This window comes from Spongisporangium articulatum (assembly GCF_044465595.1).
Taxonomy (GTDB): Bacteria; Actinomycetota; Actinomycetes; order Actinomycetales; family Kineosporiaceae; genus Spongisporangium; species Spongisporangium articulatum.
The window spans coordinates 699,136-723,089 of record NZ_JBITLV010000002.1 but is presented as its reverse complement, the minus strand read 5'-3'; the positions used below and the strand labels follow the sequence as shown (position 1 = coordinate 723,089).

The window sequence follows — 23,954 nt, the reverse complement described above, 5'->3', positions numbered from 1 at the left end:
AGACGTACAACACTCAGCGAGGTCACCACGCCCTCGGAGGCCAGCCCCCGATCAGCCGCGTCGTGTCACCAACCTGATGGCCGGTTACACCTAGGACGCTGGGTTTTGCCGAACGGGGAACCCTGGCCCACTGCGCAGCGTCCCAATCCCATGAGGATCACGGGGTGGGTGGCGGTGGGGCTGGCGCTCGGGCTGGGCGGGTGCGGCGGGACGGCGTCCGCGCCAGGGGGCGGCCCGTCCCCTTCGACGGTGGTCACCTCTGCTGCCGCGCCCTACGCGGGACCGCTGTACGTGCCGACGTCGCCGGCGGACCCGGCCACGGTGGCGAAGCGCAGCGGAGCCGCCGGACGGGCGCTGGAGTGCGACGGGCGACCGTATGCCGGTGGGGCCGGGGACTTCTCCCGCGACGCGACGTCACTGCCGGACGGCGGGCTGGACCGGGTGTCCGGATCGGCGGACGCGGCGTTCGGGCACTGGGCGGCGCTCCAGAACTGGCCGGTGCAGGGGTGGCCCGTGCCGTCGTCCGGCTACCGGGTGGAGCGCACGGGGCTGGACGCCGGGGTTCGGCGCGAGTTGCGCTCCTACGACGTCGAGGGGCGCACGAGGGTCGCGGTGGTCGTGGCCGACGGGTTGCTGGACTACCGCGGGAAGTCCGGGTGGGCGGTGGAGGCGTGGGCGCAGTGCGACCCGTCGGAGTTCCCCGCGGCGGTCACCGACGCGCTGCACCTGCAGGTCTGGACGGACGCCGCCGGACGCCGGGTGCCGCTGACCGTCGTTCACTCCTTCCCGGGGGCCGAGCACTGCGACTGGCAGCAGGCCACCTTCCTGACCCTGTACGACCCGGACCACCCCGGCGACGGGCAACGACCCGGTCGAGAGCTCGGCTATTACGTGCGCGACGTGCGGGGCCAGTTCACCGGGCACACGTCGTCGACCTACGCGGCTGCCGTGCCGGTCCCGGCCACGGCCCGGGACAGCGGATACCGGTATCAGGGCCGCGAGCTCTGGCTGTCCCCCACCGGCCCGGACACCGGCCCGGACACCGGCCCGGAGCGCCGGCAGGCCCCGGCCGCCTACCTGGTGTCCCCGGAGGTGCCCGGGGTAGGTGAACGGTGGCCGGCGTTGAAGCAGTTCGTGGGCTGCGCCTGACGATCGGTTCGTGGACTCACCGCGTTACGCTCGGACTACGTTTATGTTTCCAGAGTGAGTCATCGCCAAAGTAGATATCTACTTAGATAGCACTTGCCATCTACGTAGATGGAGTGCATCATCGACTCATGAGCACGATCACGATCTCCTTCGACCCCGACAACCCGGTCGACGTCGCCCAGGCTCGGGCGATCTTCGACCGGCTCACCGAGACCCCCGCGACGAACCTCGACCCGGACGTGATCCGGCAGAAGGTCATCGCACTCCTGCGCGGCTACGGCACCAAGCGCACCGAGTACATCCGGCTCGTGGCCCAGGCGGCCCCGGGTGCGGCCCAGTACGAGGACCTGGTGGCCGTGGTCGGCAACGCCAAGGCCGTGGGCGGCACGCACTCCGCGATCGAGCGGGCGTGGCGCGCCAAGGGCATGGCCGGCCCGTTCGTGATGACCGACGACTTCGGCAACTCGAGCATGGACCCGGTCCTGGCCGACATCGTCCTCAACGTCATCCACGACGTCATCGATGAGCCCGACCCGCTGGTCGCCGCGACCTTCTGAGCCGCGCCGTCCGAGCAAGACCTCGTCAACCCGTCCCTTCTGGAGCACACGGAACAGCACGACAAAACGGCAGAAGGGCCCGCAGCCGCCGGAATCGGCTGCGGGCCCTTCTTCTTTGCCCCCGGACGTCACACCCCGGGGCGTTCAGTTCTCAGTCGTCCCAGGAGCTGGTGGGCGACTCCTCGCCGGCGAGCGCGGAGCAGCACGTGTTGATCATCATCATCGACACGACGTACGGGTCGACGTTGGCGTTCGGACGACGGTCCTCCAGCCAGCCCTTCTTGGCCTTCTCCACGGCCCACGGGATGCGGATCGACGCGCCGCGGTCCGAGGCGCCCCAGCTGAACTTCTTGAAGCTCGCGGTCTCGTGGGCGCCGGTCAGGCGGTCCTCGATGCCCGAGCCGTAGGCCCGCACGTGCGCCGGGGCGTTGCGGCCCAGCGCCTCGCAGGCGGTGACGATGGCGTCGTAGCTCTCCATCGTCGCGCTGGTGGAGAAGTTGGTGTGCGCACCGGCGCCGTTCCAGTCGCCCTTCATCGGCTTGGCCGCGAAGGAGACGACGACGTCGTAGTCCTCGGCGATGCGGTGCAGCAGCCAGCGGGCCATCCACATCTGGTCGCCGATCATCGGGGCCGGGAGGACGCCGATCTGGAACTCCCACTGGCCCATCATGACCTCGGCGTTGGTGCCCTCGATGGACAGCCCCGCGTCGAGGCACGCCTGGGTGTGCTTCTCGATGATCTCGCGGCCGACCATCTTCTCGCCGCCGACGCCGCAGTAGTACGGGCCCTGCGGGGCCGGGTAACCGTTCTCGGGCCAGCCCAGGGGGCGGCCGTTCTGCATGAACGTGTACTCCTGCTCGATGCCGAACATCGGGCTCTGGTCGGCGTACTTCTCCGCAGCGGCGACGCACCCGGAGCGGGTGTTCGTCGGGTGGGGGGTGAAGTCGGTCAGCTCGACCTCGCACAGGACGAGGATGTTGTCGCCCTTACGGATCGGGTCCGGCACGGTGTACACCGGGCGCAGCACGCAGTCCGAGTTGGCCCCCGGAGCCTGGTTGGTGCTCGAACCGTCGAAGCCCCAGATGTCGGGCTCCTTGCCGTCGGCCACGATGCGGGTCTTGCTACGCATGATCGGATCCGGCTTGGTGCCGTCGATCCAGATGTATTCAGCCTGATACGGCATGAACGGACTCCTCGGTCGGTGAGCATCGTTGGCAAAGGTGCTCGACGATGCTCACCCCGAGTTGCGCTGCGGTGATTTCTTGGTAGTGACGTCTGTGTTAAGCAGCCTGTGACCCTGCTCGCACGGCGTCGGCCGCGGGGTCAGCCTGCGGGCCGGCCCCGGGTGCCTTGGCCCCCACGTGGCGACGGACCACCAGGCAGACCGCCGCCCCCACGAACAGCGCCGCGATCGGCAGCACCATCGTCGGTCGCTGGGCCTCGACGAACCCGTGCCGGAAGACCTCCCCGGCCACCGCCTGGACCTGCTGCGCCACCCCGGCCGGCAGCCCCTGGCTCGAGGCGCCGGCCTGACCACCCCCGACCTCGAGCCCGGACGACGCCGCGTCGGCGAAGCCCTGGACGAAGCGGCCCCGGACGGCCGGTGGCAGCGCCGCCGCACGCGCCACCGCCTGCTCGTGCAGGTGGGAGACCAGCTGGGCCTGCAACAGGGCGCCGACGGCGGCGCTGCCGATCACTGAGCCGACCTGACGGATCGTGTTGTTCAGCCCGGCGGCGGCCCCGGCCAGCTGCGGCGGGACGCCGCGCATGGCCTCCGTGGCCATCGGGGCGAAGATGCCGCCCATCCCGATGCCCATCACGACGGCGGGCGCCATGAAGACCGGCCAGTGGGTGTCGACGCCGGCCGCCGCGACCAGCCAGGCCCCGCCCACGGCGAAGACGCTCAGGCCGGCCATCAGGATGTACTTGCCGCTGAGCCGGTCGGACAACTGCCCCGCGAACGGGGCCACGACCACCGACACCAGGGACATGGGTGCCAGCACCAGCCCGGCCTCGAGGGCCGAGAAGCCCAGCACCGACTGCAGGTAGATGGTCAGCGGCAGGAAGAAGCCCATGATGCCGACCGAGACCAGGGCCCCGACGGCGCTGAGCGAGGCGAAGTTCCGGTCGCGGAACAGCGCGAACGGGACCAGCGGCTCGGTCTGCTGCCGCCGGCCCTGCTGGACCAGGAACGCCACGAGCAGGACGGCGAACCCCGCCACGAGACCCCAGATGCGCCCGTCCCAGGAGAACCGCTCACCCTCGATCAGCGCGAAGGTCAGGCAGAACAGCGACGCCGTGGACAGCGCGACCCCGGTCAGGTCGAGCTTGTGCCGGCGCTCCAGCCGGGTGTCGGGGATCAGCGTGAAGGTCAGGAACAGGACCAGGGCCCCGATGGGCACGTTGATGAAGAAGATCCACCGCCAGTCGGCCACGGTCACCAGCAGGCCGCCCAGCGTCGGGCCGGCCACGGTGGCCAGCCCGGCCACGGACCCCCACACGCCCATCGCGGTGCCGCGCCGCTCGGCCGGGAACGTGGCCACGATGATGGCCATGGTCTGCGGCATCAGCAGGGCGGCCCCCAGCCCCTGGAGGGCGCGGAAGGCGATGAGCAGGGCGGCGTTCGGCGCCAGCCCGCAGGCCAGGCTGGCCAGCGTGAACAGCGCGACGCCGGCCGCGAACAGTGTGCGCTGACCGCGCAGGTCGCCCAGCCGGCCCGCGGTGATGAGCAGGACGGCGAGCACCAGCACGTACGAGTTGATCACCCACAGCACCTCGTCGAGCGAGGCGTCGAGGCCCTCGATCATGCTCGGGATGGCGATGTTGACGATGGTCAGGTCGAGCAGGGTCATGAAGAACCCGAGCGAGAGGGTCAGCAGGATCGCCCAGGGATTCCCGTGCCAGGTACGCATGGGCTAGACCCAACCACGGGTCACCGACAGTTTCCTCTCGATGCTTCGCGCGGGCTAAAGATCGTCACGTCGTGAGCACGAGCGCACCGGTCGCGGCGGCCGTCGCGGTCACCGCCAAGAGGGCACCGGCCAGCAGGAACCGTCCCCTCGGCACGCTGACGCCGGCCGAGCGGCAGCGGCCGAACCAGATCAGCGTGGCCAGCGAGGCCCAGGGCGTGATCAGCGGCCCGACGTTCACCCCGATGAGCAGCGCGAGCAGGGCCGACGTCGAGCCGGGCCCCAGGGCCGACTCCCCCGCCAGGTAGGCGGGCAGGTTGTTGATCAGGTTCGCCGACCCCAGACCGGTCGCCGCGGCCCGCCACGGCGACCCGTCGTCCCCCACCAGGGCCTCGACGACGCCGGACAGCCCGTGATCGGTCGCGAACCCGACCACGGCGAACATCGCGGCCACCAGCGCCAGCACCGGCCACGGCACCAGGCCGAGCCCGCCGAACGGACCCAGCGCCGAGCGTCGCCGCACCGCGAACGCCACCGCCACGACCAGCGCCGAGACCGCCGATGCGGCCCACAGCGGCGCGTCGGCCAGCACGGCGACCAGGAACCCCAGGACGGTCGCACCGGCGATCCCGGTCAGCACGGGGTCGGACGGCGCGTGCGGCTCGGGCACGTCGTAGCGCGGCGTGCGCGCGTGCACCGGCCGCCAGAACAGGACCCACAGCAGGACGGCGGTCACGGCCACCGCGGCGAACGCGGGCGCCGCCATCCGCGCGGCGAACGCCAGCGGCGACAGGTCGAGCCGACCGATGGCCAGGAGGTTCGTCAGGTTCGAGACCGGCAGCAGCAGGCTCGCGGTGTTGGCCAGCCAGACCGTGGTCATCGCGAACGGCAGAGGGGGTAGGGAGATCCGGGCCGCGAGGGCGAGCAGCACGGGGGTCAGCAGGACGGCGGTCGTGTCGAGGTTCAGGGCCACCGTCGTGGCCGTGGCCAGCAGCACGCACAGCCCGAACAGCCGCAGCACGCGCCCGCGGGCCGCGCGCGCCAACCGGGCCGCGACGACGTCGAAGACCTCCGCCTCGGCCACCAGCTCGGCGAACACCACGACCGTGGCCAGGAAGGCCAGCAGCGGCAGGACGCGCTCCCACAGGTCAGCGTTCATTCAGACACTCATCTGTCCTCAGCTGTAGAACACCCGCTCCACGACGGCCCGGCAGCGCCGGGTGGCCCGCTGGTAGTCGTCGTCCATCCGCGCCGCCGAATGCGGCGGGTAGCCCGCCAGCCGCGCCACGCCGTCCAGGCCCCGGACATCCGTCGGTGGCAGGTCGGACGGCCGCCCGCGCCACAGCATGATCGCGTTGCGCAGCCGGGAGGCGAACGTCCAGGCGGTCTCCAGGACCCGGGCGTCGTCGGCGGCGACCAGGCCGGCGGAGGTGGCGGCCCGCAGCGCCGCCAGCGTGCCGGTCACCTGCAGTTCCGGGACGGCGTGGGCGTGCTGCAGCTGCAGCAGCTGCACGGTCCACTCGACGTCGGAGAGCCCGCCGCGGCCCAGTTTCAGGTGCCGGTGCGGGTCGGCGCCGCGGGGCAGCCGTTCGGCCTCCACCCGGGCCTTGATCCGGCGGATCTCCCGCACGACGCCGTCGTCCAGCCCGCCGAGCGGCCAGCGCAGCGGGTCGATCAGCGCGACGTACTCCCGGCCGAGCGCGGCGTCGCCGGCCACCGGACGGGCCCGGGTCAGCGCCTGCGCCTCCCACGGGGAGGACCAGCGCGCGTAGTACTGCCGGTACGAGTCGAGCGTGCGGACCAGCACCCCCTGCCGGCCCTCGGGGCGCAGGTCGACGTCGACCGGCAGCGGCGGCTCGGGTCCGGTGGTGGACAGCAGCCGGCGCAGCTCGGCGACGATCTGCAGCGCGGCGTCGCGCGCCTCCTGCTCCCCCGCGCCGGGTAACGGCTGGTTGACGAAGATCAGGTCTGCGTCGCTGCCGTAGTTCACCTCGTGGCCGCCGAGCCGGCCCAACGCGACCACCGAGATCAGCGTCGGCAGCTCGGCTCTCGTCTTCTCGCGGACGACGTCGCAGGCGGCCACGAGCGCCCCGTCGATCGCGGCCACCCAGGCGTCCGACAGCGCGGCCCCGACGGCCTCGACGTCGGCCAGCCCGACGACGTCCGCGATGGCCGTGCGGACCAGTTCCCGGCGACGCACCGACCGGGCCGCCATCCCGGCCGAGAACGGGTCGCCCGCCCAGCGGGCGGCCCCGCGCCGCACCGACGTGATCATCGCGTCGAGCCCGATCGGGGTCAGCCCGTCGTCCGCCTCGAGCAGGGCGACCGCCTCCGGCCCCTTCTCCAGCAGGTCCGTGACCAGCTGGCTGGCCGACAACACGTGCGCGAGCCGTTCCGCCGCGGCCCCGCTGTCCCGCAACATCTTGAGGTACCAGTGGGTCGCGCCGAGCGCCTCGGACAGTGTGCGGAAGGCGAGCAGCCCGGCGTCCGGGTCGGCGCCGTCGGCGAACCAGCCGAGCATCACCGGCAGCAGCTGCCGCTGCATCTGCGCCCGCCGGCTCACCCCCGTGGTCAGGGCCGCGATGTGGCGCATCGCGCCGGCCGGGTCGCGGTAGCCGAGCGCCGACAGCCGGGTCCGTGCGGCCTCGGGCGTCAGCCGGGCCTCGTCGGTGGTCAGCGCGGCGGCCGCGGCGAGAAGCGGCCGGTAGAAGAGCTTCTCGTGCAACCGCCGGACCTCACGGGCGCGCGCCCGCCAGGCCTTCGTCAGCTCGTCGGCCGGGTTGGCCCGGTACCCGAACGAGCGGCCCAGCCGGCGCAGGTCGCCGATGCCGGAGGGCACCACGTGCGAGCGGTGCAGCTTGTACAGCTGGATCCGGTGCTCCAGCGCGCGCAGGAACCGGTACGCCTGGTCCATCTCGTTGGCGTCGCCGCGGCCGACGTACCCGTAGGTGCTGAGCGCCTCCAGGCCGATCCACGTGTTGGCCGTGCGCACCCGCGGGTCGGCCCGCCCGTGCACGAGTTGCAGCAGCTGGACGGAGAACTCGACGTCGCGCAGCCCGCCGGGCCCGAGCTTGAGCTGCCGGTCGGCGCCCGCCCCGGAGCCGTTGACCCCCGCGTGCTGCTCGACCCGGCGGCGCATCGCCTGCACGTCGGGGACGAAGTTCTCCCGCTCCGAGGCCACCCACACGAGTTCGGTGACCCCGGCCAGGTACCGCCGGCCGAGCTCCCGGTCGCCCGCCACGATCCGGGCCTTCAGCAGCGCCTGGAACTCCCAGGTCTGCGCCCACCGCCCGTAGTAGGCGAGGTGGCTGGCCACGGTCCGCACGAGCGGGCCCTGCTTGCCCTCGGGGCGCAGCCCGGCGTCCACCGGCCACAGCGTGCCCTGCGCGGTCACGGCACCGCAGATCTGGGCCAGCCGGGACGCGAGCTGGGCGCCCGTGCGCAGTGCGGCCTGCTCGTCGGCCGGCGAACCGTCCTCCAGCACACCGGGTTCCGCCACGTAGATGACGTCGACGTCGCTGACGTAGTTCAGCTCGCGGCCCCCGCACTTGCCCATCCCGATCACGGCGAGCCGGCAGGGTGCGGCGCCGGGCGCGAGATCGGCACGGGCCAACGCCAGGGCGGCCTCGAGCGCGGCGGCGGCCAGGTCGGCCAGCTCGGCGGCCACGTCGGGCACGATCGAGACCGGCTCCGGGTGCGACAGGTCGCGCCCGGCCAGCGCGAGCAGACGCCGGTAGTAGGCGACCCGCAACGCATCTCCGCGCGTCCACCCGGGGGCCGCGCCGGACGGCGTCGGCTCGCGCGGGGTGGGTCGCGCCACCGGTTCGGCGTCGGCGGGGTCCGCACCGACGGCGACCAGCAGTTCGGCCCGCAAACGGTCCGCGCGGGCCTCGTCGACGATCTCGGGGGGCAGCTCGGGGTCGGGTTCGGCCAGCACCTCCCAGTGTCGCGGATGGCGGGCCAGGTGGTCGGCCAGCGCGGCCGACGTCCCGAGGACGGCGAGTAGTCGCCGCCGGACAGGCGTGTCCTCACCCAGCAGCTCACCCCGCAGGGCGTTCATGGACGACTCGGAACCCGCTGCCGCCGTAAGGGATTCGAGCAGGCGGAGGAGTCCCAGCAGGGCCAGATCGGGGTCGGCGGCGTCGGCGACCGCGGCCAGCAGGCCCTGGGCGCCGCGCGGTCCGTTCCCGGCCAGCACGTCGTCCACCGTGGGGATCAGTCCCGCGAACGCCCGGTCGGCCAGCAGGGTCTCCGCCCGGCCCGGGTCGGCGAAGCCGAACCGCGCCAGCCGCCCGCCGAGCGTGACCTGCCGCGGCGTGCCACCGGCCGCACCCGACGTCCCCGGGGTCACACGGACTCCTGGGGCCGGCCGGCCACCTGGGCGACGCCCATGGCGTGCGCGGTGGCCAGCTCGGCCTGGACGCCGTCCGCCGCCCCGACCTCGGCCCGCAGCTGCGCGACGTCCCCGCCGCGGGCGCCCACCTCGTCGGCGAGGGTCGCGCTGGTGTCCATCCAGTGCTCGAAGGCCCGCACCGAGACCTCCGGGTGGTACTGGACCCCCCAGGCGCGGGCACCGACCCGGAAGGCCTGCACGGGGTAGCGGTCGCCGGTGACCAGCAGCTCGGCGTCCGCGGGGAGCCGGCCGACGACGTCCCGGTGGTACGTGAGGCTGGTGAAGTCCGCGGCCGGTACGACGGGGTCGCCGTCGGCCCCCGGCAGCACCCGCAACGGCACGGCCCCCACCTCGAGCCCGTCGTCCCCGCGCATCGCCCGCCCGCCCGTGGCGTGCGCGAGCAGTTGTGCGCCCAGGCAGATGCCGAGGGTCGGCAGCTGCGTCCGCACGGCCTGGGCGAGCAGGGCGCGGGTGGCCGGTAGCCACGGGGCACGCTCGTCCTCCCAGGCGGCCATTTCACCGCCGAGGACGACCAGCCCTGCGAAGGCCGTCAGGTCGGCGACGCCCGGCAGCGCCTCACCGAGGTACGGGCGCACGACCACGACCGGACTCGCCGCCCGCAGCGGCGGGTCCATCAGGTCGAGGCTCGCGTCCGCCTCGTGCTCGACGACGAGCAGCGGCCTGGTCACAGCTGGGTCAGGTACCGGTCCAGCTCGAACGGCGTGACCTGCTGGCGGTAGTCGTGCCACTCCTGGCGCTTGTTGCGCAGGAAGTAGTCGAAGACGCCCTCGCCGAGGGTCTCGGCGACCAGCTCCGACTCCTCCATCGCCGCCGTGGCCTGGGCCAGGCTCTCCGGCAGCCGGGTGATGCCCATCGCCCGGCGCTCGGCGTCGGTCAGGCTCCAGACGTTGTCGTCGGCGCCGTCGGGCAGGTCGAGGCCGTCCTCGATGCCCTTCAGGCCGGCGCTGAGCAGGACGGCGAAGGTCAGGTACGGGTTGGCCGCCGAGTCGATCGCCCGGTACTCGATACGGGTCGACTGACCCTTGCCGGGCTTGTACATCGGCACCCGGATCAGCGCGGACCGGTTGTTGTGGCCCCAGCAGACGTAGGCCGGGGCCTCGGCGCCGCCCCACAGCCGCTTGTACGAGTTCACCCACTGGTTGGTGATGGCGGTGGCCTCACCGGCGTACTTCAGCAGCCCGGCGATGAACTGCCGGCCGGTCTTGGACAGCTGGTACTCGGCGCCCGCCTCGTGGAAGACGTTGCGGTCGCCCTCGAACAGGCTGAAGTGGGTGTGCATGCCGGAGCCGGGGTGGGCGCTCATCGGCTTCGGCATGAAGGTGGCGTAGAGGCCCTGCTCGAGCGCCACCTCCTTGATCACCGTGCGGAAGGTCATGATGTTGTCGGCCGTGCTGAGCGCGTCGGCGTAGCGCAGGTCGATCTCGTTCTGGCCGGGGCCGGCCTCGTGGTGGCTGAACTCGACGCTGATGCCCATGCTCTCCAGCACGCCGATCGCGGCGCGGCGGAAGTCGTGCGTGGTGCCGCGCGGGACGTGGTCGAAGTACCCGGCCTGGTCGACCGGGGTCGGCTCGATCCCGGGCAGGATCGGGTCCTTGACCAGGTAGAACTCGATCTCGGGGTGGGCGTAGAAGGTCAACCCGTGCTCGGCCGCCTTGTTCAGCGCGCGCTTCAGGACGTGCCGCGGGTCCATCAGGGCCGGCTCACCGTCGGGGGTGAGGACGTCGCAGAACATCCGGGCGGTGCCGAGGTGCTCACCGCGCCACGGGAGCACCTGGAAGGTCGAGGGGTCGGGCTTGAGCAGCATGTCCGCCTCGTGCACCCGGGCCAGGCCCTCGATGGCCGACCCGTCGAACCCGATGCCCTCGGCGAAGGCGCCCTCCAGCTCGGCGGGGGCCACGGCGACGGATTTCAGGCTGCCCAGGATGTCCGTGAACCAAAGCCGGACGAACCGGATGTCCCGCTCCTCGATCGACCGGAGGACGAACTCCTGCTGCCTGTCCATCGTTTCCTCTCGTAGGCCGTGCGGCCGCCCGTGGTTCCGTGCCCAGGATGACGCATCCGGTGGCATCGGCACGACCATGGTCGCGATGTATGCGTCACGTACCCCTCTTACTCTGTTCGCATGCCTCAGTTGCGCGTCGCCCTGGCCCAGGTGGACACCACCGTGGGGGACGTCGCGGCCAACGCCGCGCTGATCCGCTCGTGGACGGCGCGGGCCGCGGCGCAGGGCGCCCACCTGGTCGCCTTCCCCGAGATGGCCCTCACCGGGTACCCGGTGGAGGACCTCACGCTGCGGGCCTCGTTCGTGGAGGCCTCCCGGGAGGCGCTGGCCCGCCTCGCCAAGGACCTGGAGGCCGACGGCTACGGCGAGGTGGTCGTGGTCCTGGGCTACCTGGACCGCGCCGCCGACCAGACCGGCAGCCCGATCGGCGTGCCCAAGGGCCGCCCGCAGAACGCCGCCGCCGTCGTGCACCGCGGCCAGGTGGCCCAGAAGGTGGTCAAGCACCACCTGCCGAACTACGGGGTCTTCGACGAGTACCGGTTCTTCGTGCCCGGTCGCGAGCTGAGCGTCGTCCGGGTGCACGGGGTGGACGTCGCCCTGGCCATCTGTGAGGACCTCTGGCAGGAGGGCGGCCCGGTGGCCGCCGCCCGGGACTCGGACGCCGGGCTGCTGCTGGTGATCAACGCCTCGCCGTACGAGCGGCTGAAGGACGACGTCCGCCTGGAACTGGTCACGCGGCGCGCCGCCCAGGCCGACTGTCCGGTCGCGTTCGTGAACCTGGTCGGCGGGCAGGACGACCTGGTCTTCGACGGCGACTCGCTGGTGGTCTCGACGGCGGGCGAGGTCCTGGCCCGGGCGCCGCAGATGGTCGAGCACCTGCTGGTCACCGACCTGGAACTGGCGGCGGCGACCGACGGCGTCAAGGCGACCACCACGCCCACGGCCGCCCGCCCGCAGGAGGAGCCGAGCGTGCCGGTGGTGCGGCACGTCGTCCTGCACGACGAGCCGGTGGCGCCGTACGAGGCCCGGCCCGGCGAGATCGCGCCCCCGCTGGACGACCTGGCGGAGGTCTACGCGGCGATCACGCTGGCGTTGCGGGACTACGTGCGCAAGAACGGTTTCCGCTCGGTCGTGCTCGGCCTGTCGGGCGGCATCGACTCCTCGCTGGTCGCCGCGATCGCCGCCGACGCGATCGGGGCCGAGAACGTCTACGGCGTCTCGCTGCCCAGCGAGTACTCCTCCGACCACTCGAAGTCGGACGCCGCCGACCTCGCCCACCGCATCGGGCTGCACTTGCGCACCATCGCCATCGCGCCGATCGTCTCCGCGTTCCTCGGTGAGGTGGCGCTGACCGGGGTGGCCGAGGAGAACCTGCAGGCCCGGGTGCGGGGCATGGTCTGGATGGGGCTGGCCAACCAGGAGGGGCACCTGGCCCTGACGGCGGGCAACAAGTCGGAGCTGGCCACCGGCTACTCGACGATCTACGGCGACGCCGCGGGTGGGTTCGGGCCGCTCAAGGACGTGCCGAAGACCCTGGTCTGGGCGCTGGCCCGGTGGCGCAACGAGGAGGCCGTCCGGCGCGGCGAGACCCCGCCGATACCCGAGAACGCCATCACCAAGCCGCCGTCCGCGGAGCTGCGGCCGGGGCAGGTCGACCAGGACTCGCTGCCCGAGTACGACCTGCTCGACGCCCTGCTGGAGGCCTACGTCGAGGGTGCCCAGGGGCGTTCGGAGCTGATCGCCGCCGGGTTCGACCCGGCCGTGGTGGACAGCGTGGTCACCCTGGTCGACCGGGCCGAGTGGAAGCGCCGGCAGTACCCGCCGGGCCCGAAGATCTCGCCCGTGGCCTTCGGCCGGGACCGCCGGCTGCCGATCACCTCCCGGTGGCGCGAACACGAGGCGTGAGAAGGATGGGCTCATGGACGAGGTGACTGCCCCGTACGGACACGGGCCGGGACGCGAGCCGGCGAGCGCTCCGGCGTCCCCCAAAAAGGTACGAATCCCCTACCTGCACGGGCTGAAGCAGCGCGGCGAGAAGTGGGCCATGCTCACCGCCTACGACCAGTACTCGGCGGAGATCTTCGACGCCGCCGGCATCCCGGTGCTGCTGGTCGGGGACTCGGCCGCCAACAACGTGTACGGCTACGGCACCACGCTGCCGGTCACGATGGACGAGATGCTGCCGCTGGTGCGCGCCGTCTCGACCGCCGCGCAGCGCGCGCTGGTCGTGGCCGACCTGCCGTTCGGCAGCTACCAGGGCTCCCCCGAGCAGGCGCTGGCCTCGGCCGTGCGGATGCTGAAGGAGGGTCTGGCCCACGCGGTGAAGCTGGAGGGCGGCCGGCAGTTGGCCCCCGCGATCGAGCTGATCACCGGGGCCGGCGTCCCGGTGATGGCCCACCTCGGGTTCACCCCGCAGAGCGAGCACGCCCTGGGCGGGTACCGGGTGCAGGGCCGGGGGGACGCCGCCGAGAAGCTGGTCGAGGAGGCGCTGACCGTGCAGGGCGCGGGGGCGTTCGCCGTCGTGCTGGAGATGGTCCCGGCCCCGGTGGCCGCCCAGGTCACGAAGGCGCTGGACATCCCCACCGTGGGCATCGGCGCCGGCCCCGACACCGACGCGCAGGTGCTCGTCTGGCAGGACATGGCCGGGCTGCGCGGCGGCAAGGCGCCCCGGTTCGTGAAGCGCTACGCCGACCTGCGCTCGGAACTCACGCGGGCCGCGAGCGAGTACGCCGACGACGTCCGCGCCGGCACCTTCCCCGCCCCGGAGCACTCGTTCGAGGAGTAGCTATCCCTTGACGTACGAGAGCTTCTCCGCGACCAGGTCGCCCTCGACCCGGAACAGGTCGATGCCGCGCACGTGGGCGTTCTGGTCGGCTGAATCGTCGTCGCCCCACCGGTAGACCCACCGGACGACGACCCGCTCGCCGAGCGCGACGACCTCCTCGGCGTCGAACACGGCGCCCGGGGACCCGGCGAACAGCTCCTCCCACGCGCCGCGCACCTCGGCCTGCCCGGTGTAGCGGCGACCGTCGGGCGGGGCGGTGTTCTCGAAGACGCAGTCGGCGGTCATCAGGGCCATCACGGCGTCGACGTCGTGCTTCCCGAACGCCGCGTTGAAGCGGTCGATCACGGTCAGGGCATCCATGAGGCGGTCCTCCCGAACATGGCCAGCAGGGTGGTGGTGCCGTCGGCCCCCTCGACTCCTTCGACGGCGTCGGGCAGCTGCGGTCGCGGGCCGATCACCCCAGCCTCGCGGTACCCCCGCTCCTCGTCCTCGAACCACGCCGCGCAGGCCGCCACAAGATCGGCAGGCAGCTCCGGCGGGTGGCCGAGCGCCGCCCCGAGGTCCCAGGCGTGCACGAGGTGGTCGGCGAACAGCTGCATCGCGTACTCGTGCGCCGGGGTCCGCCCGAAGGACAGCTGCACGGTGCGCTCCATCGCCCCTGGGGCGCCGATCGCGACCCGGGCGGCGGCCGAGGCGGCCGACCAGGCCGCGCGGGCGTCGTCCCCCAGCTGGTCGCCGTCCAGCGCGTCCCCGACCTCCTCGATCGCCCGCCCCTCGAAAAGTGGCGGCACCCAGAGGTTCTCGACCACCACGTGGTTGACCAGCTCCCGGACGTCCCAGTCGGCGCAGGGCGTGGGGCGCCACCAGTCGGCGTCGGTCTCGACCTGCCCGAGGGTGGCCCCAAACAGGTCCATGGCGGCCAGCAGCAGGTCGGCCGCGGTGCGCGTCGTCATCGGGCGCCTCCTGGAGAGAACCGGACACCGGAACGCTAGAACCTGTCAGGGGCCGCGGGCCACCCCTGCGGCGCCCCGGCCTGCGAGGTAGTTTCAGCCCATGAGCGACCTGACGATCGGTTACGCGGCGATGCTGGAGCAGTTCGACCCGCAGGAGGTCGTCGGCTACACGGCCCTGGCCGAGCAGCACGGGTTCTCCGGCTGCATGGCGGCCGACCACTTCCAGCCGTGGGTGCCGCAGCAGGGCAACGCCTCGTTCGTGTGGTCGGTGCTGGCGGCGGTCGGCGAGCGCACCGCGGGCGACATGGGCCCGGGCGTGACCTGCCCGAGCTTCCGGTTCCACCCGGCGATCGTGGCCCAGGCCGCCGCCACCCAGGAGGCCATGTACCCCGGCCGATCGTGGCTGGGGCTGGGCACCGGCGAGGCGCTGAACGAGCACATCGTGCCCCAGTACTGGCCGGAGGCCGGTGAGCGCAGCCTGCGCATGTGGGAGGCCATCGAGGTGATCAACAAGCTGTTCACGGCCAGCCTCGAGGGTAAGGACGTCAAGCACGACGGGAAGTACTTCAAGATGGAGTCGACCCGGTTGTGGACGATGCCCGAGCAGGCGCCCCCGATCCTGGTCGCCACCGCCGGCCCGATCAACGCGAAGAAGACGGGGAAGTTCGCCGACGGGATCATCACCGTCGGGGCGCCGCTGGAGAAGATCGACGGACTGTTCGCGCGGTTCGCCGAGGGCGCCCGCGAGGCCGGCAAGGACCCGGACACGATGCCGAAGGTGCTGCAGCTGCACATGTCCTGGGCGGCCACCGATGAGGAGGCCCTGCAGAACGCGCTGACCGAGTGGCCCAACGGCGGCATGAAGTTCGGCAAGGCCGACATCCGCTCACCGCACGACTTCGCCGCGATGGCCGCGCTCGTGCGCCCGGAGGACTACGAGGGCCGGATGATCATCGACTCCGATCCCGACGTGCACCGGGCCTACATCCAGAAGTTCGTCGACCTCGGGTTCGACCGGATCTACCTGCACAACGTGGGTCGTAACCAGAAGGAGTGGATCGAGGTCTTCGGCCGCGAGGTGCTGCCGAAGCTCAAGCGATAGCGACAACACGCCGAAGCCTTATTCTCATTTAGCGGCTAAGTGAGAATAAGGTAGGTCCGTGTTCTCAGCAACGACGTCCGCACCCGGAGCCTGGCCGGCGATCGGGTACGAGTCCTGGCCCTGGACCCCGTCCGAGCACAGCCCCGGATCGTCCCGCACCGACGCACGACGCCATCGCGGCCCGTACCAGGCGGCGGTCCCGCCTGACATCGCAGCACTCCCCCTCAACCTGCCCGCCGAACTGCTGGCCGAGGCGGAGGATGCAGCCACCGCGATCGCCCGCTTCGATGCCGAGCTGGGCGGCGAGATCGCCCCCTTCTCCAGCGTCCTGCTGCGCTCGGAGTCCGCGGCCAGTTCGCAGATCGAGAATCTGACCGCCTCGGCTCGAGCGATCGCCGAGGCCGAGATCGGATTGAGCGGACGACGGAACGCAACGGAGATCGTGGGCAATTCCAAGGCCATGTCGGCCGCGATCACGCTCGCGGAACGCCTCGACGGTGATGCCGTGCTGGCCATGCACCGCGCCCTGCTGGAAGACACGCACCCGGACATGGCCGGGAAGTGGCGGACCGAGCAGGTCTGGATCGGGGGCAGTTCGACCGGCCCGCACCACGCCATGTTCGTACCGCCGCACCACGACCGGGTACCGGCAGCGATCGAGGATCTGGTGACCTTCGCCGACCGACAGGATCTGCCGCTGCTCCCCCAGGCCGCCATCACCCACGCGCAGTTCGAGACCATCCATCCGTTCCCTGACGGGAACGGGCGCACCGGGCGAGCGCTCATCCACTCGATGCTGCGGGGCAAGGGACTGACGCGTGCCGTGACGGTGCCCATCTCCGCCGGCCTGCTCGTGGACACCGCTACGTACTTCGCGGCCCTCGACGCCTACCGGGACGGTGACGTCGCGCCCATCGTCAGCCGGGTCACCGAGGCGACCTTCCGCGCCTTGGCCAACGGCGGACACCTCGTCGACGATCTACGCGAGGCCCGCGAACGCTGGTCGGAAGCGGTTACCGCCCGGGCCAATTCGGGCATCTGGCGAGTTGCTGACCTCCTGTTGAGGCAACCCGTCGTCTCCGCCTCGACCCTGAGCACCGAACTGGGCATCAAACTCAGCAACGTCTACCGGCACCTCGATGCACTGGTTGCCGCGGGGGTGTTGACGGAGTTCACCGACCGGCGGCGCGGCCGGGCCTGGCGGGCCCCGGAGGTACTGACCGCGTTGGACGCCTTCGCCGAACGCGCCGGTCGCCGCGGCGGCGTCTGAGCCTCAGCGGGCGGCTCAGCCGGCCCGGAAGTCGCGGAACGCGGTGAGCAGCCCCTCGCGGGTCGCGGGACTGAGCGCCTGGACGGGCACCTGCCCCAGGGCCTCGGACGTGCGGCGGATCTCGGCGACGTACTCCACGCAGTGCGGGCACTCCGCCAGGTGCTCCTCGAACCGGGCGCGCACCTCGGGGTCGAGGGCGCCCTCGAGGTAGTCGGTGACGAGCCCGACGAGGCGCCGGCAGGTGACTTCCTGCGGCTCCTCGCTCGCGTGCGGGCCCGGGTTCATACGCTCGAGCGTAACGCCCGGGGCGCGAGGCGGGACGCTAGAGGCGTGGAACAGACACAGGCGACGCAGGTGGTCCGGGCCCGACAGGTGCTGCACGCACTGGCTGAGCAGCTCCTGGCCGGCCCACAGCACCGGACGACGGGCGAGATCGCGCTGGCCGTGACCGATGGGGGGTTCGCGACGACCGCCTCGCCGGGCGGCGGCCTCGAACGGCTCGAGGTGCGGGCCGGCGGCGTCCACGCCGAACCCGGTGGACGGGAGGTCCCGCTGGGCCGCCCGGTCCGCTCACTGGCTGCGGTGCTCGGCGTGCGGCCGGGCATCCCGGTGAACCTCTACCTGGAGCACGCCGAACTCGGCCCGGACGACGACCTGGGCGCCGACCCGGCGGCGCTGTCCGTCGTCCTCGGCGCGCTGTCCGACGGGGCCGCCGCCCTACGCGCGCTGGCCCCGGACGAGACGCCGGTCCTCTGGCCCGAGCACTTCGACGTGGGCCTCTCGGTCGACGAGGTGAACTACGGCGTGTCCCCGGGGGACGCCGGGCACGACCTGCCCTACGCCTACGTCGGGCCGTGGACCCCGCGCACGGGCGATTTCTGGAACGAACCCTTCGGGGCCTCCCGCCCCCTGACGCAGCTGGCGGGCGTCGACGGGATCCTCGCCTTCTTCCTCGAGGGCCGGGAGCTCGCCGCGGGTACGTGACGCCCGACCAAGATCAGACATACTGCATGCGTGGACGACGCGCAGCTCGTGGCCGCGTTGCGTCGCGGGGAGGAGACGGCCTTCGCAGCCCTGGTCGACCGGTGGTCGCCGGCGATGCTGCGGATCGCGCGTACCCACGTCGCGACGTGGTCGGCCGCCGAGGACACGGTCCAGGACACCTGGCTGGCGGTCATCGGTGGGCTCGACGGGTTCGAGGGCCGGTCCAGCCTGCGCACCTGGGTGTTCACGATCCTCGTGAACCGGGCCCGCACCCGCGGCACCCGCGACCGGCGGACCGTGCCGTGGTCGTCGCTGTCGGACGGCGACGACCCGCGCGAGGCCGGTTCCTGGGTGGACGCAGCCCGGTTCCGCGGTGCCGACGACCCCTACCCGGACCACTGGACGCCGAGCGGCAAGCCGGTGCCGTGGGCCGAGACGCCCGAGGGCTCCGCCCTGTCCCGGGAGGCGATGTCGGTCCTGGAGTCCGCACTGGCCGCCCTGCCCGAACGCCAGCAGACCGTGGTCCGGTTGCGCGACGTGCACGACCTGACGTCGGCCGAGGTCTGCGAACTGCTCGACATCTCCGCCGAGAACCAGCGCGTCCTGCTGCACCGCGGCCGGTCGCGGCTGCGGGCCGTCCTGGAGGACCTGTACCGCAGCGAGTCCGCCTGAGGCTGTAACGGTTCGCCGTCGCCCGTGACTGATCCGCACGTGATCATTCGAGGAGGCGGGGCATGGCAACGGCGGAATGGCACCGGGTCCGGGCGGAGGACGTGCCGGACGACGGGCGGGTCCGGGCGGTCGAGGTGGACGGTCGCTCCGTGGCGCTGACCCGGTGCGGCGGCGCACTCGGGGCACTGGCCAACCACTGCCCGCACCAGGGTGGCCCGCTCGGCGAGGGATCGATCGAGAACGGCTGGCTGCGCTGCCCCTGGCACGGGTACGACTACGACCCGCTGACGGGCCGGCCACCCGAGGGGTTCAGCGACGCCCCGCAGGCCTACGACGTGCAGGAGCGCGAGGACGGCGTGTACGTGCAGCTGCCGCCTCGCCCGGAGCCGGTGCGCACCGTGGCGGACGTGTTGGTCGAGACCCTCGTCGCACACGGCGTGACCCACGTGTTCGGCATGGTCGGCCACTCGAACCTCGGCTTCGCCGACGCGCTGCGCCGCGCGGAAGAGCGCGGCGAGCTGACGTTCGTCGGCATCCGGCACGAGGGGGCGGCGGCGTTCGCGGCGAGCGCGTTCGGCAAGCTCACCGGGCGACCCGCGGTCTGCTTCGCCATTGCCGGGCCGGGGTCGACGAACCTGCTCACGGGGTTGTACGACGCCCGCCTGGACGGCGCCCCGGTGATCGCGATCTCCGGCCAGGTGCCGTCGAAGGTGCTGGGGCGCGGGGCCTTCCAGGACCTGGACCTGTCGGCGGCGTTCCGCGAGGTGGCCGCCTGGACCGCCACGGTGCACGCCGGTTCCGACCATGCCGAGCTGGCGGCCCTGGCGGTCAAGCACGCCGTGGACGCCCGCGGCGTCGCGCACCTGGTGCTGCCGGACGAGGTGCAGGTCCTGCCGAGCGAGGCCCCGGCGGCCGCCCCCGACGGGCGCAGCGGCGACCTGCGCCTGCGACCGCCCGTGGCCGCGCTGGAGCGGGCCGCCGAACTGGTGCGCTCGGCCCGCCGACCCGTGCTGGTGGCCGGCCACGGGGCCCGCGGGGCCACCGCCGAGCTGCGCGCCTTGGCCGAACGACTGGGCGCGCCGGTGCTCACCACGTTCAAGGCCAAGGGCCTGGTGCCCGACACCCACCCCCTGGGTGCGGGCGTGCTCGGACGCAGCGGCACGCCGGTCGCCAGCTGGCTGATGAACGAGTCGGACCTGGTGATCGCGGTCGGGGCGTCGTTCTCCAACCACACCGGCATCGCCGATTACAAGCCGATCGTGCAGGTCGACGACTCCCCCGCGGCGATCGGGCGCTTCCACCCGGTCACCGTCGGCGTCCTCGGCGACGCCGCCGCGACCCTCGGCGACTTGCTGGCCGCCGTCTCCGGTGACGTGAAGGCCGAGGACCAGACGGGCGACGTCGCGGCGCGGTGGGCGCTGTGGCGGGCCGAGAAGGCCCGCCGGGTGGCCGACGACCGCGGCCGGGGCGTCTCGGCGGCGGCCGTGTTCGACGCGCTGTCCCGGCACCTGCCGTCCGACGCCGTGGTGAGCGTCGACGTCGGCAACCACGCCTACTCCCTCGGCCGGTACCTGGAGTCCGCCGGGCAGCCCGTCCTGATGTCCGGGTACCTCGGCTCCATCGGGTTCGGCTTCCCGGGCGCCCTGGGCGCCTGGGCCGGTGCGCCGGGTCGGCCCGTGGTCGCCGTGACGGGGGACGGCGGCTTCGGCCAGTACGCGATGGAGCTGACCACGGCGGTCAAGCACCACATCCCGGTGAAGCACGTGCTGCTCGACAACCGCTCGCTGGGCAAGATCGCCAAGGAGCAACTCGCCGCCGACTACCCGGTCTGGCACACCTCGCTGGTCAACCCCGACTGGTCGGACTTCGCGCAGCTGTGCGGCGCCACCGGGCTGCGGGTGGTCCGCCGCGAGGAGCTGGACGCCGCCATGGCGGAGCTGTTCGCCGTCGACGGCCCTGCGCTGCTGCACGTCGTCCAGGACCCCGAACTGCTCTGAAGACGCTGCCCGACAAGGAGAATCCCATGACCGACATCGATCTCGACTTCAGCGACCTGACCGCGCTGTTCATCAACTGCACCCTCAAGTACTCCCCCGAGCCCAGCCACACGCAGGGGCTGGTCGACGTGAGCGCGAACATCATGCGCAAACACGGCGTGACGGTCGACGAGTTCCGCGCCGTCGACCACGACATCGCGACCGGCGTCTGGCCCGACATGACCGAGCACGGTGCCGCGTCCGACGAGTGGCCGGCGCTGTTCGAGCGCGTGGCGGCCGCCGACATCCTGGTGATCGCCGGCCCGATCTGGTTAGGCGACAACAGTTCCGTGACGAAGCGGGTGATCGAGCGGCTGTACGGCAACTCGCACCTGCTCAACGACGCCGGGCAGTACGCCTACTACGGCCGGGTGGGCGGGTGCCTGATCACCGGCAACGAGGACGGCGTCAAGCACTGCGCGATGAACATCCTCTACAGCCTGCAGCACCTCGGCTACGTGATCCCGCCGCAGGCCGACGCGGGGTGGATCGGCGAGGCCGGTCCCGGCCCCTCCTACCTCGACCCGGGCTCGGGCGGTCCGGAGAACGACTTCACGAACCGGAACACGACGTTCATGACCTGGAACCTGCTGCACCTGGCCCGGATGCTGAAGGCCGCGGGCGGCATCCCCGCGTACGGCAACCAGCGCGCCGCGTGGGACGCCGGAGCCCGGTTCGACTTCCACAACCCCGAGTACCGGTAGGCCCGCCGTGCCGCCGGTCGGGTTCACCAACCTGCTGATCGTCACCGTCGTCGCGCTGCTGGCGCCGCTGCTGCTGGGTTTCGCGCCCCGGCTGCGGCTGCCAGCGGTGGTGCTCGAGATCGTCGCGGGCGTGGTGCTCGGCCCCGGCGGGCTCGGCTGGTTGAAGGTCGATCTGGCCGTGCAGGTGGTCGCCGTCCTCGGCCTGGCCTTCCTGCTCCTGCTGGCCGGTCTGGAGATCGACCTGGTGGCGCTGCGCGGGCGCTGGCTCGGCCCGGCCGTCGCCGGCTACGCGCTCACGCTCACCCTGGGGGTGGCCGTGGGATTCGGCGCCCGTGCGGCGGGCTGGGTCGACTCGGCCCTGCTCCTGGCGATCGCCCTGTCGGCCACGTCGCTGGGGCTGGTCGTGGCGGTGCTGAAGGACGCCGGCGCGCTCACCGGGGACGTCGGGCAGGCCGTGGTCGCCGCCGCCACGGTGGCCGACTTCGCCGCGATCGTGCTGCTCTCGCTGCTGTTCTCGGCCGACGGCGGCGGCACGGGTGAGCGCGTCGCCCTGTTCGCGGTGTTCGTGGTCGCGGTCGCGGCGATCGCCGCGGCGGCGCTCACCGCCCGCCGGTCGATGCGCCTGGGCGACGTGCTGGAGCGGTTGCAGGACGGGACGGCCGAGATCCGGGTGCGGGGCGCCGTCCTGCTGATGATGGGGTTCGTGCTGCTGGCCCAGCACGTCGGGCTGGAGAGCATCCTCGGCGCGTTCCTGGCCGGGGCCGTGATCTCGGCCGTCGACCGGGACGCGGCCTCCCACCCGCACTTCCGGGTCAAGCTCGAGGCGCTGGGCTACGGGTTCCTGATCCCTGTGTTCTTCGTCGCCAGCGGCGCGCGGCTCGACGTGTCGGCGCTGCTCGACGAGCCGTCGGCCCTGGCCCAGGTGCCCGTGTACCTGGCGGCGCTGCTCGTGGTGCGGGGAGTGCCGGCGCTGCTGTACCGGCGCCGGATGGCGACCCGGCCCGTCGCGGCGGCCGGGCTGCTGCAGGCCACGAGCCTGCCCTTCCTGGTCACGGCCGCCGAGATCGGCACGGCCACCGACCGGATGTCGGAGGTGACGGCGACCGCGCTGGTCTGCGCCGGGCTGGCGTCGGTGCTGATCTTTCCCACGACGGCGACCGGGCTGCTCGCTCCGATGAAGATCACCGACGGCGCCGGAACCGACCGAGCAGAACTCGGTGTCTCCCGGCTCTCGCGATGATCTCGGGTTACTTCTGGCCCTCGTTCCAGCGGCGGTCCTCCTCGTCCCACTTCTCGGTCCGCTCGTGCGCGGTCTCCAGCGCACGGGCGGCCGCCTCGCGGGACGGGTAGGGCCCGAGCAGGTCCTTGGACTGACCCTTCTTCGTCAGCTCCTCGACCTGCCCCGTCCTGGTGTTGAAGAAGAACTGCGGCGTCTCGCTCATGATCGCGACGATAGCCCCCGGGCGGGTTCGCGCAACCCTTCTAGAATCGGGCGCATGAGCACCGCCGGCCCCACGACCACCGCCCCGCTCGGCACGCTGGTGCCCGGCGAGATCAGCCCGCGGCGCGCCGTCCCGGCGGACATCGTGCGACCCGAGTACGTCGACCGGCCGGCGCCGGCCCCGTACACGGGCCCGGAGGTGAAGCCTCCGGAGGTGATCGAGGGCATGCGCATCGCCGGGCGCCTCGCGGCGCAGGCGATGGCGGAGGTCGCGAAACACATCGAGCCGGGGGTCACCACCGACGAGCTCGACCGGATCGGCCACGAGTTCCTGCTCGACCACCACGCCTACCCGTCGACGCTGGGTTACCGCCGGTTCCCGAAGTCGTTGTGCACCAGCGTGAACGAGTGCATCTGTCACGGCATCCCCGACTCGACGGTGCTGACCGACGGCGACATCGTGAACGTCGACATCACCGCCTTCGTGGCCGTCGACGGGCTGGAGCACGGCCCGGGCGTGCACGGCGACACCGACGCCACGTACCTGTGCGGCGACGTCGACGAGGAGTCGCGGCTGCTGGTCGAACGCACCCACGAGGCGATGATGCGCGGCATCAAGGCCGTGAAGCCCGGGCGCGAGATCAACGTGATCGGGCGGGTGATCGAGGCCTACGCCAAGCGGTTCGGCTACGGGGTGGTGCGGGACTTCACCGGGCACGGGATCGGCACGGCGTTCCACTCCGGGCTGGTGGTGCCGCACTACGACGCGGCGCCCGGGTACGCGACGGTGATCGAGCCGGGCATGACCTTCACCATCGAGCCGATGCTGACCCTCGGCACGGCCGAGTGGGACATGTGGGCCGACGGGTGGACCGTCGTCACGAAGGACCGCCGGCGCAGCGCCCAGTTCGAGCACACCCTGCTGGTCACCGACGACGGCGCGGAGATCCTCACGCTCCCCTGAACACCCCTGGAG

At 72.4% G+C, this 23,954-nt stretch carries 22 protein-coding genes; 12 read left to right on the top strand and 10 right to left on the bottom strand.

Translation table 11 applies throughout. The annotated features are described in order from the left end of the window. Positions 1–150 precede the first annotated feature (150 nt). Both ACIB24_RS09665 and ACIB24_RS09660 read left to right on the top strand, forming a co-directional pair. Positions 151–1,149, top strand: coding sequence for a hypothetical protein (locus ACIB24_RS09665; RefSeq protein ID WP_398278723.1), 999 nt, complete (start codon positions 151–153; stop codon positions 1,147–1,149). A gap of 128 nt (positions 1,150–1,277) precedes the next feature. Then, positions 1,278–1,706 carry a hypothetical protein gene (locus tag ACIB24_RS09660; RefSeq protein WP_398278720.1) on the top strand — a complete coding sequence of 143 codons (429 nt, stop codon included), beginning with the start codon at positions 1,278–1,280 and terminating at the stop codon, positions 1,704–1,706. Between the two features lie 151 nt (positions 1,707–1,857). Here ACIB24_RS09660 and glnII read toward each other — a convergent pair whose 3' ends face one another. The 6 genes from glnII to ACIB24_RS09630 form a co-directional block, all read right to left on the bottom strand. After that, a complete protein-coding gene (gene glnII / locus ACIB24_RS09655; protein WP_398278717.1) occupies positions 1,858–2,889 on the bottom strand; it encodes a glutamine synthetase GlnII in 1,032 nt (343 codons plus the stop codon). Between the two features lie 97 nt (positions 2,890–2,986). Beyond that, positions 2,987–4,618: a DHA2 family efflux MFS transporter permease subunit gene (locus tag ACIB24_RS09650; RefSeq protein ID WP_398278714.1), complete on the bottom strand. Its 1,632-nt coding sequence runs from the start codon at positions 4,616–4,618 to the stop codon at positions 2,987–2,989. 64 nt (positions 4,619–4,682) lie between these two features. Then, positions 4,683–5,774, bottom strand: a complete 1,092-nt coding sequence (locus ACIB24_RS09645; protein ID WP_398278711.1) for an SLC13 family permease — start codon at positions 5,772–5,774, stop codon at positions 4,683–4,685. Positions 5,775–5,792: 18 nt separating this feature from the next. Then, a complete protein-coding gene (locus ACIB24_RS09640; protein WP_398278708.1) occupies positions 5,793–8,966 on the bottom strand; it encodes a bifunctional [glutamine synthetase] adenylyltransferase/[glutamine synthetase]-adenylyl-L-tyrosine phosphorylase in 3,174 nt (1,057 codons plus the stop codon). Continuing rightward, positions 8,963–9,697, bottom strand: a complete 735-nt coding sequence (locus tag ACIB24_RS09635) for a type 1 glutamine amidotransferase (protein ID WP_398278705.1) — start codon at positions 9,695–9,697, stop codon at positions 8,963–8,965. Before ACIB24_RS09635 ends, ACIB24_RS09640 begins: the two co-directional genes overlap by 4 nt. Further along, positions 9,694–11,031 (bottom strand): glutamine synthetase family protein, encoded by a 1,338-nt coding sequence (locus ACIB24_RS09630; protein WP_398278702.1) that lies wholly within the window; start codon positions 11,029–11,031, stop codon positions 9,694–9,696. The genes ACIB24_RS09635 and ACIB24_RS09630 overlap by 4 nt, the downstream gene beginning before the upstream one ends. Before the next feature lie 120 nt (positions 11,032–11,151). Between ACIB24_RS09630 and ACIB24_RS09625 the strand changes: the two genes are divergently transcribed. Further along, the gene (locus ACIB24_RS09625) at positions 11,152–12,936 is read left to right on the top strand and encodes an NAD+ synthase (RefSeq protein ID WP_398278699.1); all 1,785 of its coding nucleotides are present in this window, start codon (positions 11,152–11,154) and stop codon (positions 12,934–12,936) included. A 13-nt stretch (positions 12,937–12,949) separates the two neighbouring features. Beyond that, on the top strand, positions 12,950–13,816 hold the full coding sequence (gene panB / locus ACIB24_RS09620; RefSeq protein WP_398278697.1) for a 3-methyl-2-oxobutanoate hydroxymethyltransferase: 867 nt from the start codon (positions 12,950–12,952) through the stop codon (positions 13,814–13,816). Here the strand turns inward: panB and ACIB24_RS09615 are convergent, their stop codons facing one another. Together ACIB24_RS09615 and ACIB24_RS09610 are read right to left on the bottom strand one after the other, a co-directional pair. Beyond that, positions 13,817–14,176, bottom strand: a complete 360-nt coding sequence (locus ACIB24_RS09615) for a nuclear transport factor 2 family protein (RefSeq protein ID WP_398278694.1) — start codon at positions 14,174–14,176, stop codon at positions 13,817–13,819. After that, positions 14,164–14,769 (bottom strand): TIGR03086 family metal-binding protein, encoded by a 606-nt coding sequence (locus ACIB24_RS09610; protein WP_398278691.1) that lies wholly within the window; start codon positions 14,767–14,769, stop codon positions 14,164–14,166. The genes ACIB24_RS09615 and ACIB24_RS09610 overlap by 13 nt, the downstream gene beginning before the upstream one ends. Positions 14,770–14,869: 100 nt before the next feature. On the opposite strand from ACIB24_RS09610, the gene ACIB24_RS09605 reads away from it, so the two are divergent. Together ACIB24_RS09605 and ACIB24_RS09600 are read left to right on the top strand one after the other, a co-directional pair. Then, entirely contained in the window at positions 14,870–15,871 is a 1,002-nt protein-coding gene (locus tag ACIB24_RS09605) for a TIGR03557 family F420-dependent LLM class oxidoreductase (RefSeq protein ID WP_398278688.1), read from the top strand. A gap of 58 nt (positions 15,872–15,929) precedes the next feature. Further along, positions 15,930–17,141: a Fic family protein gene (locus ACIB24_RS09600; protein WP_398278685.1), complete on the top strand. Its 1,212-nt coding sequence runs from the start codon at positions 15,930–15,932 to the stop codon at positions 17,139–17,141. 15 nt (positions 17,142–17,156) lie between these two features. Here the strand turns inward: ACIB24_RS09600 and ACIB24_RS09595 are convergent, their stop codons facing one another. Beyond that, complete coding sequence (locus ACIB24_RS09595; protein WP_398278682.1) at positions 17,157–17,426, bottom strand: anti-sigma factor family protein; 270 nt, start codon at positions 17,424–17,426, stop codon at positions 17,157–17,159. Between the two features lie 45 nt (positions 17,427–17,471). Between ACIB24_RS09595 and ACIB24_RS09590 the strand changes: the two genes are divergently transcribed. The 5 genes from ACIB24_RS09590 to ACIB24_RS09570 all read left to right on the top strand — a co-directional run bounded on the left by ACIB24_RS09590 (position 17,472) and on the right by ACIB24_RS09570 (position 22,777). Beyond that, the gene (locus ACIB24_RS09590; protein ID WP_398278680.1) at positions 17,472–18,125 is read left to right on the top strand and encodes a hypothetical protein; all 654 of its coding nucleotides are present in this window, start codon (positions 17,472–17,474) and stop codon (positions 18,123–18,125) included. A gap of 30 nt (positions 18,126–18,155) precedes the next feature. Continuing rightward, a complete protein-coding gene (locus ACIB24_RS09585; protein ID WP_398278677.1) occupies positions 18,156–18,797 on the top strand; it encodes an RNA polymerase sigma factor in 642 nt (213 codons plus the stop codon). Between the two features lie 62 nt (positions 18,798–18,859). Continuing rightward, on the top strand, positions 18,860–20,794 hold the full coding sequence (locus tag ACIB24_RS09580; protein WP_398278674.1) for a thiamine pyrophosphate-binding protein: 1,935 nt from the start codon (positions 18,860–18,862) through the stop codon (positions 20,792–20,794). Positions 20,795–20,820: 26 nt separating this feature from the next. Next, complete coding sequence (locus ACIB24_RS09575) at positions 20,821–21,537, top strand: flavodoxin family protein (RefSeq protein ID WP_398278671.1); 717 nt, start codon at positions 20,821–20,823, stop codon at positions 21,535–21,537. A gap of 7 nt (positions 21,538–21,544) precedes the next feature. Next, a complete protein-coding gene (locus ACIB24_RS09570) occupies positions 21,545–22,777 on the top strand; it encodes a cation:proton antiporter (RefSeq protein ID WP_398278668.1) in 1,233 nt (410 codons plus the stop codon). A gap of 7 nt (positions 22,778–22,784) precedes the next feature. On the opposite strand, the gene ACIB24_RS09565 is transcribed toward ACIB24_RS09570, so the two are convergent. Further along, complete coding sequence (locus ACIB24_RS09565; RefSeq protein WP_398278665.1) at positions 22,785–22,979, bottom strand: methionine aminopeptidase; 195 nt, start codon at positions 22,977–22,979, stop codon at positions 22,785–22,787. 54 nt (positions 22,980–23,033) lie between these two features. Between ACIB24_RS09565 and map the strand changes: the two genes are divergently transcribed. Continuing rightward, positions 23,034–23,942: a type I methionyl aminopeptidase gene (gene map, locus ACIB24_RS09560; RefSeq protein WP_398278662.1), complete on the top strand. Its 909-nt coding sequence runs from the start codon at positions 23,034–23,036 to the stop codon at positions 23,940–23,942. Positions 23,943–23,954 lie beyond the last annotated feature (12 nt).

Excerpts from the sequence above, each read along its gene's own strand:
- ACIB24_RS09575 (WP_398278671.1), top strand. The coding sequence starts at position 20,821 with ATGACCGACATCGATCTCGACTTCAGCGACCTGACCGCGCTGTTCATC.
- glnII (WP_398278717.1), bottom strand. The coding sequence starts at position 2,889 with ATGCCGTATCAGGCTGAATACATCTGGATCGACGGCACCAAGCCGGAT.
- ACIB24_RS09660 (WP_398278720.1), top strand. The coding sequence starts at position 1,278 with ATGAGCACGATCACGATCTCCTTCGACCCCGACAACCCGGTCGACGTC.
- ACIB24_RS09580 (WP_398278674.1), top strand. The coding sequence starts at position 18,860 with ATGGCAACGGCGGAATGGCACCGGGTCCGGGCGGAGGACGTGCCGGAC.
- ACIB24_RS09625 (WP_398278699.1), top strand. The coding sequence starts at position 11,152 with ATGCCTCAGTTGCGCGTCGCCCTGGCCCAGGTGGACACCACCGTGGGG.
- panB (WP_398278697.1), top strand. The coding sequence starts at position 12,950 with ATGGACGAGGTGACTGCCCCGTACGGACACGGGCCGGGACGCGAGCCG.
- ACIB24_RS09605 (WP_398278688.1), top strand. The coding sequence starts at position 14,870 with ATGAGCGACCTGACGATCGGTTACGCGGCGATGCTGGAGCAGTTCGAC.
- ACIB24_RS09610 (WP_398278691.1), bottom strand. The coding sequence starts at position 14,769 with ATGACGACGCGCACCGCGGCCGACCTGCTGCTGGCCGCCATGGACCTG.
- ACIB24_RS09595 (WP_398278682.1), bottom strand. The coding sequence starts at position 17,426 with ATGAACCCGGGCCCGCACGCGAGCGAGGAGCCGCAGGAAGTCACCTGC.
- ACIB24_RS09665 (WP_398278723.1), top strand. The coding sequence starts at position 151 with ATGAGGATCACGGGGTGGGTGGCGGTGGGGCTGGCGCTCGGGCTGGGC.
- ACIB24_RS09645 (WP_398278711.1), bottom strand. The coding sequence starts at position 5,774 with ATGAACGCTGACCTGTGGGAGCGCGTCCTGCCGCTGCTGGCCTTCCTG.
- ACIB24_RS09650 (WP_398278714.1), bottom strand. The coding sequence starts at position 4,618 with ATGCGTACCTGGCACGGGAATCCCTGGGCGATCCTGCTGACCCTCTCG.
- ACIB24_RS09565 (WP_398278665.1), bottom strand. The coding sequence starts at position 22,979 with ATGAGCGAGACGCCGCAGTTCTTCTTCAACACCAGGACGGGGCAGGTC.
- ACIB24_RS09630 (WP_398278702.1), bottom strand. The coding sequence starts at position 11,031 with ATGGACAGGCAGCAGGAGTTCGTCCTCCGGTCGATCGAGGAGCGGGAC.
- map (WP_398278662.1), top strand. The coding sequence starts at position 23,034 with ATGAGCACCGCCGGCCCCACGACCACCGCCCCGCTCGGCACGCTGGTG.
- ACIB24_RS09615 (WP_398278694.1), bottom strand. The coding sequence starts at position 14,176 with ATGGATGCCCTGACCGTGATCGACCGCTTCAACGCGGCGTTCGGGAAG.